Genomic DNA, 13229 nt, shown 5'->3' on the forward strand with positions numbered 1-13229 from the left:
GGTCTTCTCGTTCACAAATACTGAGCATACGCATGCAGATCACGCTTCCGACCGAACGCGGCACACTGGAAACCTATCGTCTGATTGGCACGCCGCTCGTGCCGCGCCAACCCGATGCGCCGTTCAATCGCATCGCGTACTCGGCGGCACATGTCGTCGCCGATCCACGCAAGAGCGGCGAGCTTCACGAACCCGTTGCGATCGACTGGGCGCGCACGCTCGAGTATCGGCGCTATCTGATCGGGCAAGGGCTCGGTATCGCCGAAGCGATGGACACCGCGCAGCGCGGCATGGGCCTGCCGTGGAAGAGCGCGCTCGAACTGATCACGCGCACGATAGCGGATACGCGTGACATGCCCGGCGCTTCGATCGCTTCGGGCTGCGGCACCGACCACGTCGCGCCGCATACAGTCGGCTCTTGCGACGACGTGATCCGCGCCTACGCCGAACAACTCGAAGCCATCCAGCACGCAGGCGGCCGCGTCATCCTGATGGCAAGCCGCGCGCTCGCACGGGTGGCGCGAAATGGCGACGATTACCGGCGCGTCTATCGTGAAGTCCTGTCGATGTGCAATGAGCCCGTCATCCTGCACTGGCTCGGCGACATGTTCGACCCGGAACTCGCGGGTTATTGGGGCGCGCCAGACTACGAGAGCGCGGCGCGGACGTGTCTTGACATTATCGGCGAGAACGCGGCGAAGATCGACGGCATCAAGATTTCGCTGCTCGACGACGCGAAGGAGATCGCGTTTCGGCGCCGCCTTCCGCATGACGTGAAGATGTACACCGGCGACGACTTCAACTATCCTGTTCTGATAGAAGGCGACGAGGTCGGGCATTCGCATGCGCTGCTCGGCATTTTCGATGCCATTGCGCCCGCCGCATCGCAGGCGCTCGCCGCGCTCGCCGTCAACGATCACGCGCGCTATCACGCGTTGCTCGCGCCGACCGTGCCGCTATCGCGCCATATTTTTCGTGCGCCGACGCAGTACTACAAGACGGGCGTCGTGTTTCTCGCGTATCTGAACGGCTTTCAGGATCACTTCTTCATGCTCGGCGGGCATCACGGCATGCGGCCGCCCGTGTATCTCGCGGATGTATTGCGTCTTGCCGATCGCGCCGGCCTACTGCGCGATCCCGAGCAAGCAATTTTGCGAGCGCGCGCGGTTTTATCGGCCCTCGGTTGCGGCGCCTGACATCATGCGCAGCCTGCAAGGAAGACTCGATCTATGCTCGATCAACACGGCGACGCTCGGCCATCGCGAGCCGCTCGACGTGACCATCGACCGTATCGCGCGTGCAGGATTCGGCGGCATTGCGCCGTGGCGGCATGAGGTGGAACAAGCAGATGTCAAGCAGATTGCACGGCAGATACGCGCGCACGGACTCACGGTGACGGGCTATTGCCGCTCGACTTACATTCCGGCGACGACGCGTGCCGGGTTCGACGCGAACATTGCAGCGAACCGCGCGGCTCTGCGCGATGCAGCGATTCTCGACGCACGCGCCTTTGTCATGGTCGTGGGCGCGCTGCCCGATGACAGTCGCGACCTGCGCGGCGCGCGCGAGCAGATAGCGGAAGGCATCGGCTTGTTGCATGAAACCGCACGTGACTGCGGCGTGCCGCTCGCGCTCGAACCGCTGCATCCCATGTACGCGGCAGAACGTTCGGCCATCAACACGATCGCGCAAGCGCTGGCGATATGCACGGACATCGATCCTCATGCGGATGGCTTTCTCGGCATCGCTGTCGATGCCTACCATTGCTGGTGGGACCCGGCGCTCGTCGAGTCGATAGGCGCGGCGGGACGCGACAAGAGGATTCGTGCGTTTCACGTATGCGACTGGCTGCGCGACACGCGCGACATGTTGCTCGATCGCGGCATGATGGGCGACGGCGTGATCGAACTCGCGGCGCTGCGGGCCGCAGTCGAACGCGCGGGCTATGACGGTTTGATCGAAGTGGAGATTTTTTCGAAGGACAACTGGTGGCGCCGCGATCCCGCCGATGTGCTCGACGTTTGCGCGCAGCGTCTGCCGAGTGTGTGCTGAAATCTTGGCCTAGTTTGTTTGCGCTTTCTTGGCTCTCGTCGCTGGGTCATCGAGAATGTATCGTACGGTTCATGCCTCAAGGAGAAACACGCATGAACCCAAGGATCGTCATACGCCATCTCGATACGCCCGCCGACTGGACGCGCGCTTTCTCGGTGATGAAGCAACTGCGTCCGCATCTGACGGATGCCACGGCTTTCTGCACGCAACTGCGAGCACAGCATGAACAAGGCTACCGTTTGATCGCCGCGTCCGACGCGGACACGGTCCTCGGACTCGCGGGTTATCGCACGCAGATGAATCTGATCTATGGACGCTTCGTCTACGTGGACGATCTCGTCGTCACGAACGAGTTGCAACGTAGCGGCATCGGCGCAAGCCTGCTCGATGCCGTGCGCAACATCGCGCGCGAATCCGATTGCGCCCACTTCGTGCTCGACACAGGCCTGCATATGGCGCTTGCGCAGCGCTTCTACTACCGCAATGGCTTGCTCGCGCGAGGCATGCATTTCGTCGAGACGCTGAACGACACGACGGAGCAGACGCGATGAGACTTCTTCTGCTCAACGCCAGCCCGCATGGCGAGAACAGCCACGGCCATCGACTCGCCATGGAGATGATCGAGCGTCTGCGCAGCACCAATATCGTCGAAGTGATCGAACGCGATCTGACGGCGCATCCTCTTGCGCCCATCACACGCGATTATGCCGGCAACGTTACCTCGCGCACGCCCGATGCCAGCGCGTTCGATCTCTCCGAAACGCTGGTCGGCGAGATAGAAGCGACCGATGCGCTCTTCATCAACACGCCGATGCATAACTTCACCGTTCCCGCCGCGTTGAAACTATGGATCGACTATGTGTTGCGCATTCATCGCACGTTCGCGGCCACGCCCGAAGGCAAGATGGGCTTGATGCGCGACCGGCCCACGTTCGTGATCGTCGGGTCCGGCGGTTTTCATACAGGGGAACGCGCGCGTCAGCCGGACTTTCTGACGCCGTATCTGCGATATGCGCTGGGTTCCATCGGCATTCACAGCGTGCAGTTTTTGTTGCTGCAGGGGCTCGTCATGGGAGACGCCGCAGTCGAGGACGCGTTGCGTGTTGCACGCGCCAGGCTCGCGCATCATGCGCTCTTCGCTTCGAGCGATTCCGTCGCGCTCTAATCGCGCTTTAATCGCGCTTTAGCCATCGAACGCGCGCCTCAGCATGCGCGCAAGACGCGACGCTTCCGCTGCGGTGCCGACATTGGCAAAGCCGAGCACGAGGCCACTCAACGTGCGCTTCGTGCGTTTGCCCAGATACCACGCCGATAAACCGATCACCGCGAACCCTGCCTCGCGGGCGCGCGCGGCGACAGCGAGATCATCCACGGGACCGTCGCGGCCCGCATTGAAGATGGCCACCAGATGCATGCCGCCAGCGGGCAACTCCACGCTCAGCCTCGCCCCGAACGCCTGCACGAGCGCATCGGCAAGCAAGGTGCGACGCTCGTCGTACAACGCACGCATGCGCTTGAGATGCCGCGCGAAATGCCCTTGCGCGATGAAGTCCGCCACGGCCGCCTGCAATAGATACGGCGAGCCCGCGTTGGTGCTCCTCGTCAATTGCCCGAAGCGCGCGACGGCCCGCTCGGGCACCACCACATACGAAAGCCGCAAGCCGGGAAACAGCACCTTGCTGAAGGTGCCGCAATAAATCACGCGATCATCCCGGTCGAGGCTCTTCAACGCCGGCAACGGACGCCCGACGTAGCGAAACTCGCTGTCGTAATCATCTTCCACGATCCAGCTTCCCGCGCGATTCGCCCAGTCGAGCAGCTTCATGCGCCGCGCGAGCGAAAGCGTGACGCCAAGCGGACTCTGATGCGACGGCGTAACGAACGCAAAGCGCGCATTCGGCGCGAGCGCTACGCCGCGTTCGACATCGAGACCTTCGTCATCGACCCGTACCGGCACGAGCCGCAGTCCCGCTTCGATAAGAAAGTTACGCGCGAGCAGATAGCCCGGTTCCTCGAACCACGCGCTGTCGCCCGGTCGAGCGAGGCCGCGCAAGATGAGTTCGAGCGTCGCGCGATAGCCGTTGGTCACGAACACCTGTTCCGGCGAGCATTCCACACCGCGCGACAAGCCGACATACGTTGCAATGTGCTCGCGCAACGGTCCATAGCCCGCTGGTTCCGGATAGGTGAGCGCGGCGACATCGCCGCTTCTCGCGCGATACGCCACGAGCCTGCTCCAGACCTTGCGCGGAAAGGCATCGAGCGCGGGCAGGCCGGGGCGTAGCGGCTTCGCGTCGTTGCCGATGTCATCCGCACGCGCAGGCTGCGCGGGCGCAAGCGCGCGGTCACGGCTCTTGCGCGATCGCGCGGCGGTCGCCGACGGAGGCAACGACGACGATACGAACGTACCCGCCGCGCCGCGCATGTGCAGATAGCCTTCGTTGACGAGGATGCTGTAGGCCAACTCCACCGTGCCGCGCGCGGTGTTGAGCTGCGTCGCCAAGCCTCGCAAGGCGGGCACGCGGTCGCCGGGCCGCAAATGCCCTGCCGCGATAGCCGACTTGAATCGCTCGCAAATCTGCAGATAGATCGGCAATTCCTCGCGCCGGTCGATTTCCATGTTCCACGCCATGACGCATCCTATGGCCTAGTCAATCTTGCGAATCTTGTCCCTTTTGGGTGAGCCATCATTCTTGCACAATGGCTTCAACCAATCATCCACTTGAAGAGGCTGGACATGAAGATTGTCGTTATTGGCGGAACGGGGCTCATCGGTGCGAAGGCAGTCGCCATTCTGCGCGCACAGGCTCACGATGTACTGGCCGCATCGTCGCGCGGCGGTGTGAATGCCGTCACGGGCGAAGGCTTGAAGGAAGCGTTGACGGGCGCGCACACGGTTATCGACGTAACGAACGCGCCTTCATGGGCGCCCGATGACGTGATGGCGTTCTTCCGCACGTCGACCATGAACCTGATCGAAGCCGGGCACGCCACGGGCGTGAAACATCATGTGGCGTTGTCGATTGTCGGCACGGATCGCATGCCCGACAACGGCTATTTTCGCGCGAAGGACGAGCAGGAAACGCTGATTCGCGAATCGGGTTTGCCTTACACCATCGTACGCGCGACGCAGTTCTTCGAGTTTCTGCAAGGCATCGCCGATGTCTGTACGAGCGATGACCAAACGCGTCTCTCGCCGCATCGATTTCAGCCGATTGCAGCGGACGACGTGGCCGCCATCGTCGCGGATATCGCGCTGATCGCGCCGCTGAATGGCGTGCTCGATATAGCCGGACCGGAGCGCGCGCCCATGAACGAATTGATATCGCGCTATCTTCAGGCGGTGAGTGACACGCGCGATGTCGTCGTCGATACAAACGCCACGTACTTCGGCGGCACGCTCGAAGAAAATTCGCTCGTGCCGCTCGCCGATGCGCGTCTGGGTCGCACGCGTCTTGCAGACTGGTTGCGCCGCGAAGCCTGAATCAGAAGATGTGCATCAGGCCGACATACGCACCCGTTTGCGATTCTCCCGCGAGCGGGCTCGTGCTGGGCGTCGTGTCGCGCGGCGTGGCGAACACCGAAAACGTGCCGTTCGCGCTGTTGCGCACGTAGGCTACCGTGCCATAGACGAACGTGCGCTTGGTGAAGTTGTAGGTCGTGCCGAGCGCATAGAGCGTCGCGTGACTGGCTGGATCGTGCGCCGTATCGCCCGTGCCGTCGCCCACGTGAATGTAAAAGCCCGCGGCCGTCACGGCCCATTGCGGCGTCCACTGGTAAGTCGCGCCGAGCCAGTAGTGATCGGCGCTATCCGCCACGCCTGCGGGCGAATCCGGCGCGGCGTAGTGCGTGTACGCGGCTTGCAGCTTGAACTTGTCGACCTTCACGTTTGCACCGACAAAGTATTCGCGCGACGCCTGGAAGATGTTGTCGAGCCGGCCATCCACGCTGCGCAGTTCATCGTAGATGCCGCGCACGTCGAGCATCGACGAATGATAGGTGAGCATGATGCCGTCCGAGCGGCCGAACTCGCCCGTCGCGCCCTTGTTGAACGCGCCCGGCTGATTGCCGAACGCATACTGCCCCTGCACGTCGAGGCCATGAAACACCGGGCTGTGATATTCGACGTTATTGCTGCTTTGCTGCCAGTTGCGTCCTCTCACGAGCGATGCCGACGACACCGCCTGCTGCACGAAGGGATCGAATTCCCAGACGCCGTCGCTATCGATGAAAAGATTACGGCCGGCCTGCAATTGCCCCCACTCTTTCGAAGTCAGTCCCACATAAGCGCGCCGCGACCACATGCGTCCGCCGCCCGTTGTGCCGTTCATGATCTGCAAGGCGGTTTCGAGCGTGAAGATGGCCGACGTGCCGCCGCCCAGATTTTCGATACCTTTCAGCCCGAACATGCTCGTGCCCCAGTCGCCGCCTTCGGCGCTCCAGCGCGAGGACGTGCCTCCTTGACCGTTCGCCACGTGGTTCAGATATTCGATGCCGCCATCGAGACGGCCATACATGGTGACCGTGGATTGCGCATACGCGCCCGACGCAAAACCTGTCGATAAAAACAGGATACCTGCCGCTTTGATCAAACGATGTCTCATGATGTGTTGCACTCCTTTGACTGGCGCAATCTTATTGACGGAAGTATCTCCGGCAGCAACATAGCACCAACTCGCGAAGTCTTCACGAATGACGGCGATGGAACATGTTAAGCATACAATCGCGTCTCTCACCGACTCGAAGCCTCGCCGCATGATCAAGCCTAAACAACGCGACGCCGAACGCACGAAAGCGGCCTTGCTCGAAGCCGCCGCCGAAGCGTTCGCTCAAAACGGTTTCGCCTCCACGCGCGTGGAAGACGTCGCGCAAAGCGTCGGACTCACCAAGCGGCTCGTCTTTTATTACTTCGATTCAAAAGAGAAACTGTATATCGCGACGCTCGAAGCGGCGTATCAGCGCATCCGTCGCGAGGAAGAAGCGCTCGGCGACGCCAACATGCCGCCACGCGAAGCGCTCGCGCAAATCTGCGCCTTCACGTTCGATTATTACGTGAGCCATCCGAGCTTTGTGCGGCTCGTGGCAAGCGAGAACATAGAAGGCGGCGCATTCCTCGCGAAATCGGGCGTGGTGCGCGAAAGCAATCAGGGCATCATTCGCCTGCTCGACGCCATCCTCGAACGCGGCCGCGAGCAAGGCGTATTTCGCCGCGATGTCAGCGCGAAGGACGTGCACATGACCATCAGCAGCCTGGCTTTTTTCTGCATCGCGAATCAGCACACCTTCGGCACGCTGTTCGATATCGACATGAAAGCCGAAGCGTTTCTCGTGGCCAAGCGCGCGCAGATCGTGGATATTGTCGACCGGTTTTTGATGCCTTCTAGCAGTTGACGGGGTCTTCTCCGTACCCGCCAGCCAGGACGCGCTTACGTTGAAACCGATTCAACCGGCGATTTCGAAGACAAGTTCGCCGCCGATTCTTATGTTTTTCTTATAAATGGCTTAAGGGACAAACCCAAGTATCTCTCTTGATTCGGATCGCTAAGATTCTCCTCGAAGTTGTACGACCACATGAGAAGATTGCGCCGCCTTATCGGATGACATCAGGCAGCGTTCTCCCTCGGATGACGTATTCAAACAACGAGGCTTTGACCCAAGCATGAGAAATTGCATCCACAGCAGTTCAAAGAGAGAAACCAAGAGCAGTCCGTCGCGGATCGCGGCCGCGTGGCTTTTATCGGTTACGACGGTGTTCGCGCTCGGCGCTTGCGGCGGCTCTTCGTCCACGCCGACAAACGCGGCGGTCGAGAATAACGGCGAAGCACCGGCGGCTTCGGCGGCTTCAGCGGCTTCGGCGGCTTCAGCGGCTTCGGCGGCTGCGCCTGCATCGGCAGCTATTCCTGCATCGACCGCTACACCGGCGCCAACCGCCTCCGACGCCACGCCTGCGCAAACCGCGTCCGATGCCGCGCCCGCCAGTGACTCGGCCGTCGTCACGCCGCCCGCAGGCTTCAAGGTCGGCACGACGCTCTACGACGCCGCATTGCCGCCCGAACCGTCGTTGCCCACCGCCGCGCAAGTCTGCAAGGAACTGCCCGCCGCGCTCTCCGCGCTGCCAAACGGCCTCCTGCCCGATAGCGCCGACGCCACCGACACTGCGCCCGACACCGCGCGCATTCAGGCCGCGCTCAACGACTGCGCGAACAAGTCGAGCACGAGTCTCGCGACCAACAAGGCCGTGCATCTGATGGCCGGATCGGGCGGCGCGAACGCGTTTCTCGCAGGCGCGCTGACCATGCCGACCGGCATCACCTTGTGGATCGATCAGGGCGTCACGCTCTTCGCGTCGCGCGACCCACGTCAGTACGACAAGACCAAGGGGACGGCGAGTTGCGGCGTCATCACCGCGAGCGACAACGGCTGTCTCGCGCTCATCAACGCGAGCAAGGTCGCCAATGTCGCGGTGATGGGCGACGGTGTCATCGACGGGCGCGGCGGCAGTCCCCTCGTGAGCAGCGTGCCGAACGACCCGAATCTGCTCAAACGCCCCGACGGCACCACCATGAGCTGGTGGGACATCGGCTGGAAGGCCAACAAGGTGCTGAATCAGGCGCAGAACAATCCGCGCCTCGTCCAGATCAGCAACGGGCGCAATTTCACGTTGTACCGCGTGACGTTGCAGAATGCGCCGAAGTTCCATGTGGTGCCGAGCGGCATCGACGGCTTCACGGCATGGGCCGTCAAGATCTACACGCCGACGGCCGCCTATGAAGCCATGACGAACTATCTCGGCATGCCGTATAGCCCCGCCACCGCGAAGAACACCGACGGCATCGATCCCGGCAGTTCGGGCGTCATCACGAGCAATGCGGGCAATCCCGGCAGGCTCGCGGGGGACGCGAGCAACATCCTGATCGCCTATTCGTTCATCCGCACCGGCGACGACAACATGGCGATCAAGGGCGGCACGGGCACGGTCAACGGCCGGACCTATAACCTCACCGTTGCGCATAGTCACTTCTACGAAGGCCACGGCATGTCGATCGGCAGCGAAACCGCTGGCACCGACAACGGCGCGGCCAATCCGGATGTCGTCGCGGTCAACGGCGTCTTGCCGAGCGTGAGCAACGTCAATGTCTACGATCTCGCGATCGACGGCGCGGACAACGGCCTGCGCATCAAGTCGGACTGGAGCCGCAGCGGACTGATCTCGAACATCCGCTATTCGAACATTTGCATCCGCACGCCTTCGTCGTCGCCGGACGGCAACCCGCAGGCACTCATCTTCTCGCCGTATTACAGCGCGACGAAGAATGGCGGCCTTTATCCGAACATGCAGGGCATCGCGCTCGATGGCGTGCGTATCGTGAATGCATCGAGCTATACGTTCCAGGGCTTCAATTCGGCAAGTCCCATCATGCAAGGCTCAGGATGGTCCGGCGGCACGGCGGGTGTGCCGAATCCGCCGGTCGTGAATCCGCTCGTGATTTCGCTCAACAACGTTATCGCGGATATGGCGCCGGCTGGCTTCGCCGTGTCGGATGCGCTTATTGCCATTGGCGCGGATGGAACGAATCTGCCCTTTCAGACCGCCGGCAGCGTGACGGTCACGCGTTCGACCAACACGGGCACGTCAGGCCCGGTCGATTGCAGCGCCGCCTTCGTGCCTTTCCCGGGGCAAGGCGCGTAACGCAATAAGAGACTCGAATAAAAAACGGGCGGCTCCCGCATGAGCCGCCCGCAAGGTACTGCAAGAACCGCGATGCTTACTTCTGTGCGATGGTCGCCTTGTTGCCCGTGCCCGTTTGCGTCACGACAGCCGTGTTGCCGTAGCCAGCTTGCGTCACCGATGCGTTGTTGCCCAGGCCAATCTGCGTGATCACGCCGACGTTGTTAGCGCCCGTTTGCGACGAGGTCGCGACGTTGCCGAAGCCCGCTTGCGTCAGCAGCAGGTCTTCATACGAGCCCGACTGCGAAGCCTTCGCCGTGTTCAGATCGCCGATTTGCGACGACACGATGTTCGATTCACCCGCGCTGTCCTGCGTCAGATCGGCCTTGTTCGACGAGCCGAGTTGCAGCGAGCTTGCCGTGTTGCCGCCGCCGAAGCGCTGTGCAACCGAAGCCGTGTTGTTGCTGCCGGTCTGGACGACGGTCGCGTGGTCGTTCGAAGCGTACAGTTGATCGACGTAAGCGGTGTTGAACGCGGCGCCCGACTGAACGATGTTGGTCGTCTCGTTTTGCGCGTTGATCTGATGCACGCTTGCAAGGTTCGGCAAGTTGGCGCCGCTCTGGTCGATGGTCGTGTGGTTGTTGCCACCGTTGGTCGACGAGACGTTGGCGATTTCCGCGCCGTTCTGCGTGATCTTGACCGTGTCGGCGTATTCGTTGTTTTGCTGAACCGACGTGTCGGTCACGCCGCCCGTTTGCGTCACGGTCGTGTCGTTGTAGCCGCCGCCCGTGGTTTGCACCACGGCCTTGCCGTGGTCACGGTCTTGCGAAATCTTCACCGTGTTGCCGATCGTGGCCGACTGCGTCACGGTGGCTTCGCCGCCGTCGATCTTGCCAAGCGTCGAACCTTGATTGATGGTGACGGTGTTCGAGCCGCCGCCCGTTTGTGAGATCGTCGACTTGCTGTTGGCGCCGTATTGGTTGACGGTGTCCTTGTCTTGCGACGCGTTGGTTTGCGTTACGTTGGCCGTCGAGTTCGTGCCGTTCTGCGAGATGCGGGTGGTTTCGCTGTGTGCGCCGTCTTGCGTGACCGTCGCGCCGAGCTTCGAGTTCGCCGCGCCGCTCAGTTGCTTGATGTCGGTGTCGTTGTTCGAGCCGTTCGACGACGTGACAGTAGCTTGCGCGTTGTTCGCGCTTTGCAGAACATTGACCGTGTCGTTGCTCGATGCCGTCTGCGTCACGGTAGCCGTGTTGCCGGCGCCGATCTGCGTCACGAAGGCTTTTTCGCCTACCGACGAGTTGTCGGCGAAAGCTGCCGTCGATGCCAGTGCTGCCAGACCCATAGCGATGATAGATGCCTTGACTTTCATTTTTATGCCTCGTTGATTTGATATTTTGAGTACTTCGATTAGTCACCCTAACGGCTGACGGCCCCTACCGTCAGCCGGCACGACTCCACCTACTCTCCTGCATCACACCTTACTGCTTTACCGCGGTCTCCTCTCACCCTGGCACTCGACCATGGCGTTCAGGCACCTACTTCATGAGGACCGAAGCCCTCGCGCCGCCCGTCTGCGTCACAGACACGCCTGCGCCGTTGCGGCTTTGCAGGATGGAAACCTCGTTGCCGGCGCCGTACTGCGTCACCTGCGAAGACATCGAGGAACCGATCTGCGTGACCGCTGCTGCATTACCGCTGCCGCTCTGCACCGTGACCGAGCGGTTGTTCGTTCCGGCCTGATAACCGGCGTACTGGTTGCCGCTGCCCGACTGCGAAAGCGCCGTCCAGTTGTCGTTGCCTGCCTGCGCCGTCGCGGCGGCGTTCGCCACGCCCGCCTGATTGGCGAGCAGCACGTTCTGTCCTGCCTGCAGGCCGACGATGCGATTGCCCGCGCCCGCCTGATTGACACGCGCCGTCTGCCCGCCGAAGCCCGGCTCCGAAGGACCGAAGTCCGAGATCGGCGAGAGGTCCGCCGCGAACACCGCGAGCGATGCACTCACGACCGCGCCGCACGCCGCGAGCAGCGCGATTTTCGGGGCGCGTGTCAAGGAACGCATTGACTTCATTTCAGTCTCCTCCATCAATGTGCCTTAACTCTTGGCCGCCGATGCGCTCGGCGGATCGATCTTCTCGGGGCTATACGCGGGATTGATCTGCTCCATCGTCGCGGCATAGCCCTGGTTTTCCTGCAAGTAGCGCTGCATGGTCGGGTCATACCAGTCCTTCGTGTCCTTGAGCGACCACGACTGATTGGCCACGCCTTGCACGATCAGATGCACGAGCGCCGATTCGATCGCTTCGTTCACGCACAACTGTTGCGGCTCGTTGCGCGTCATGCCGAGTTCGGCCTGCAACAGATCCTTGAAGCCGATGAAGCGGTACACGCCCGTATCGACCTGAATCGAATAGATAGTTTTGGTGGTCGAGACGCTGTTGAGAATGGTGCCGTTGCGAATATCCACGGCACGCAGGTTCACCGTCACCTGATCCACGCGATACTGCTGCGACGCCGAAATCCCCAGATACGCGACGCCCGCGCCGCCCGTGCGAATGTTCGAGTCGTAGCCGACGATGCCGCCTTCCAGCACGATGCTCGCCGGCGCCAGCGATCCGATCTGCGGAATCGCGCGGTTCTTGTCGTCGGGCGTTTCGAGCGCCCGCATGATCTTGCGTTCGGTGAGCAGGTCCTGGAGATTCTCGCGTTCGACCGGCGTGAACCAGCCCGAATCGCGCATGGCTTTCACGAGGAACGACGCGCCGCCTTGTGTCACTTGCGAGGAAAACGAACTGTCCGGCGACGGCTTGTATTGGCCCGTCAGATCGCGAAAGCCATACACGGCCGCGACGATGCGTCCTTTAGGCGGCGGCAGATGCGTGAGATCGCGGGTCACGCGTGTCGGCGGCGTGAGGGTTGCGTTTCCCGCCGAGGGCATCGGCGCGGTGACGCAACCGGTGAGCAGCATCGAGCCGATGACGGCGGCGCCGAGCGCGGCGCGCATCGCGGAAAATTTGAAGTTGTTCTTATTCATGACGATGTTCGAGCTCACTGTCCGTTGCCAACGACGAAGGTCGTCGATGCGCCCGTGGTCTTGTCCGTGGTCGTCACTTGCAGATTGCCGCCCGTGACTTGCGTGATCGCAATCGAGAAGTTGCCCGTATTGATCGTGCCCGGATGCAAGGTGCCGTCGGTGCCGACGATCGAGCTCGAAATCGACGATGCGACGCGCGACAGGATCGCCTGCTGAAGTTGCGTGTTGAACTGGTCGAGCGTGGACTGGCTGCTCGTGCCGAGATCCGACAGCGACGGGTCCTTGTACTTGTTCTGGGCGTTCGCTTCGTTGAGCAGGTTCGTGCCGTTCAGCGGGTTGCCGCCGAAGTTCGGATTGACCGGTTCATAGACGAGCGAGGTGGCGTGTGCGGCGGCGAGCGTCATCGAGAGCGCGCAGGCGAGCATCGCGCGTTTTGCGGGCGCAGTGATCTTCATCGTGAATCCCCGTAATTGGCCGTG

13 protein-coding genes are annotated in these 13229 nt (G+C 61.9%); 7 read left to right on the forward strand and 6 right to left on the reverse strand.

Features of this window, described 5'->3' with window-relative positions; translation table 11 throughout:
* Positions 1-32 precede the first annotated feature (32 nt).
* From NCR40_RS22990 to NCR40_RS23005, 4 genes are all read left to right on the forward strand, one after another.
* Positions 33-1196: a dihydrodipicolinate synthase family protein gene (locus tag NCR40_RS22990; RefSeq protein WP_250510749.1), complete on the forward strand. Its 1164-nt coding sequence runs from the start codon at positions 33-35 to the stop codon at positions 1194-1196.
* Between the two features lie 4 nt (positions 1197-1200).
* Positions 1201-2052 (forward strand): sugar phosphate isomerase/epimerase family protein, encoded by an 852-nt coding sequence (locus tag NCR40_RS22995; RefSeq protein ID WP_250510750.1) that lies wholly within the window; start codon positions 1201-1203, stop codon positions 2050-2052.
* 92 nt (positions 2053-2144) lie between these two features.
* A complete protein-coding gene (locus NCR40_RS23000; protein WP_250494166.1) occupies positions 2145-2603 on the forward strand; it encodes a GNAT family N-acetyltransferase in 459 nt (152 codons plus the stop codon).
* Entirely contained in the window at positions 2600-3217 is a 618-nt protein-coding gene (locus tag NCR40_RS23005; protein ID WP_250510751.1) for an FMN-dependent NADH-azoreductase, read from the forward strand. Before NCR40_RS23000 ends, NCR40_RS23005 begins: the two co-directional genes overlap by 4 nt.
* A gap of 18 nt (positions 3218-3235) precedes the next feature.
* Here the strand turns inward: NCR40_RS23005 and pdxR are convergent, their stop codons facing one another.
* On the reverse strand, positions 3236-4684 hold the full coding sequence (gene pdxR / locus NCR40_RS23010; RefSeq protein ID WP_250468520.1) for a MocR-like pyridoxine biosynthesis transcription factor PdxR: 1449 nt from the start codon (positions 4682-4684) through the stop codon (positions 3236-3238).
* 105 nt (positions 4685-4789) lie between these two features.
* Here pdxR and NCR40_RS23015 point away from each other — a divergent pair, with 105 nt between their 5' ends.
* A complete protein-coding gene (locus tag NCR40_RS23015; RefSeq protein WP_250510752.1) occupies positions 4790-5536 on the forward strand; it encodes an SDR family oxidoreductase in 747 nt (248 codons plus the stop codon).
* A 1-nt stretch (position 5537) separates the two neighbouring features.
* Here the strand turns inward: NCR40_RS23015 and NCR40_RS23020 are convergent, their stop codons facing one another.
* A complete protein-coding gene (locus NCR40_RS23020; RefSeq protein ID WP_284507838.1) occupies positions 5538-6656 on the reverse strand; it encodes a porin in 1119 nt (372 codons plus the stop codon).
* A 151-nt stretch (positions 6657-6807) separates the two neighbouring features.
* On the opposite strand from NCR40_RS23020, the gene NCR40_RS23025 reads away from it, so the two are divergent.
* Positions 6808-7443 (forward strand): TetR/AcrR family transcriptional regulator, encoded by a 636-nt coding sequence (locus NCR40_RS23025; protein WP_244830063.1) that lies wholly within the window; start codon positions 6808-6810, stop codon positions 7441-7443.
* Positions 7444-7711: 268 nt separating this feature from the next.
* Positions 7712-9742, forward strand: a complete 2031-nt coding sequence (locus NCR40_RS23030; protein WP_250510753.1) for a glycoside hydrolase family 28 protein — start codon at positions 7712-7714, stop codon at positions 9740-9742.
* A gap of 76 nt (positions 9743-9818) precedes the next feature.
* Here NCR40_RS23030 and NCR40_RS23035 read toward each other — a convergent pair whose 3' ends face one another.
* The 4 genes from NCR40_RS23035 to NCR40_RS23050 form a co-directional block, all read right to left on the reverse strand.
* Positions 9819-11090, reverse strand: a complete 1272-nt coding sequence (locus NCR40_RS23035) for a hypothetical protein (protein WP_250510754.1) — start codon at positions 11088-11090, stop codon at positions 9819-9821.
* Between the two features lie 166 nt (positions 11091-11256).
* Positions 11257-11787, reverse strand: coding sequence for a hypothetical protein (locus tag NCR40_RS23040; protein ID WP_250494172.1), 531 nt, complete (start codon positions 11785-11787; stop codon positions 11257-11259).
* A 24-nt stretch (positions 11788-11811) separates the two neighbouring features.
* On the reverse strand, positions 11812-12750 hold the full coding sequence (locus NCR40_RS23045) for a CsgG/HfaB family protein (RefSeq protein WP_244830057.1): 939 nt from the start codon (positions 12748-12750) through the stop codon (positions 11812-11814).
* Between the two features lie 14 nt (positions 12751-12764).
* Positions 12765-13205 carry a curli assembly protein CsgF gene (locus tag NCR40_RS23050; protein WP_250510755.1) on the reverse strand — a complete coding sequence of 147 codons (441 nt, stop codon included), beginning with the start codon at positions 13203-13205 and terminating at the stop codon, positions 12765-12767.
* Positions 13206-13229 lie beyond the last annotated feature (24 nt).

Origin of the sequence: Caballeronia sp. GACF4 (assembly GCF_023631025.1) — a bacterium.
GTDB lineage: Bacteria > Pseudomonadota > Gammaproteobacteria > Burkholderiales > Burkholderiaceae > Caballeronia.

Bases quoted from the DNA above. Each gene is read 5' to 3' on its own strand.
- NCR40_RS23050 (WP_250510755.1), bottom strand. From the start codon at position 13,205: ATGAAGATCACTGCGCCCGCAAAACGCGCGATGCTCGCCTGCGCGCTC.
- NCR40_RS23025 (WP_244830063.1), top strand. From the start codon at position 6,808: ATGATCAAGCCTAAACAACGCGACGCCGAACGCACGAAAGCGGCCTTG.
- NCR40_RS23030 (WP_250510753.1), top strand. From the start codon at position 7,712: ATGAGAAATTGCATCCACAGCAGTTCAAAGAGAGAAACCAAGAGCAGT.
- NCR40_RS23015 (WP_250510752.1), top strand. From the start codon at position 4,790: ATGAAGATTGTCGTTATTGGCGGAACGGGGCTCATCGGTGCGAAGGCA.
- pdxR (WP_250468520.1), bottom strand. From the start codon at position 4,684: ATGGCGTGGAACATGGAAATCGACCGGCGCGAGGAATTGCCGATCTAT.
- NCR40_RS23035 (WP_250510754.1), bottom strand. From the start codon at position 11,090: ATGAAAGTCAAGGCATCTATCATCGCTATGGGTCTGGCAGCACTGGCA.
- NCR40_RS23045 (WP_244830057.1), bottom strand. From the start codon at position 12,750: ATGAATAAGAACAACTTCAAATTTTCCGCGATGCGCGCCGCGCTCGGC.
- NCR40_RS22990 (WP_250510749.1), top strand. From the start codon at position 33: ATGCAGATCACGCTTCCGACCGAACGCGGCACACTGGAAACCTATCGT.
- NCR40_RS23040 (WP_250494172.1), bottom strand. From the start codon at position 11,787: ATGAAGTCAATGCGTTCCTTGACACGCGCCCCGAAAATCGCGCTGCTC.
- NCR40_RS23000 (WP_250494166.1), top strand. From the start codon at position 2,145: ATGAACCCAAGGATCGTCATACGCCATCTCGATACGCCCGCCGACTGG.
- NCR40_RS22995 (WP_250510750.1), top strand. From the start codon at position 1,201: ATGCGCAGCCTGCAAGGAAGACTCGATCTATGCTCGATCAACACGGCG.
- NCR40_RS23020 (WP_284507838.1), bottom strand. From the start codon at position 6,656: ATGAGACATCGTTTGATCAAAGCGGCAGGTATCCTGTTTTTATCGACA.
- NCR40_RS23005 (WP_250510751.1), top strand. From the start codon at position 2,600: ATGAGACTTCTTCTGCTCAACGCCAGCCCGCATGGCGAGAACAGCCAC.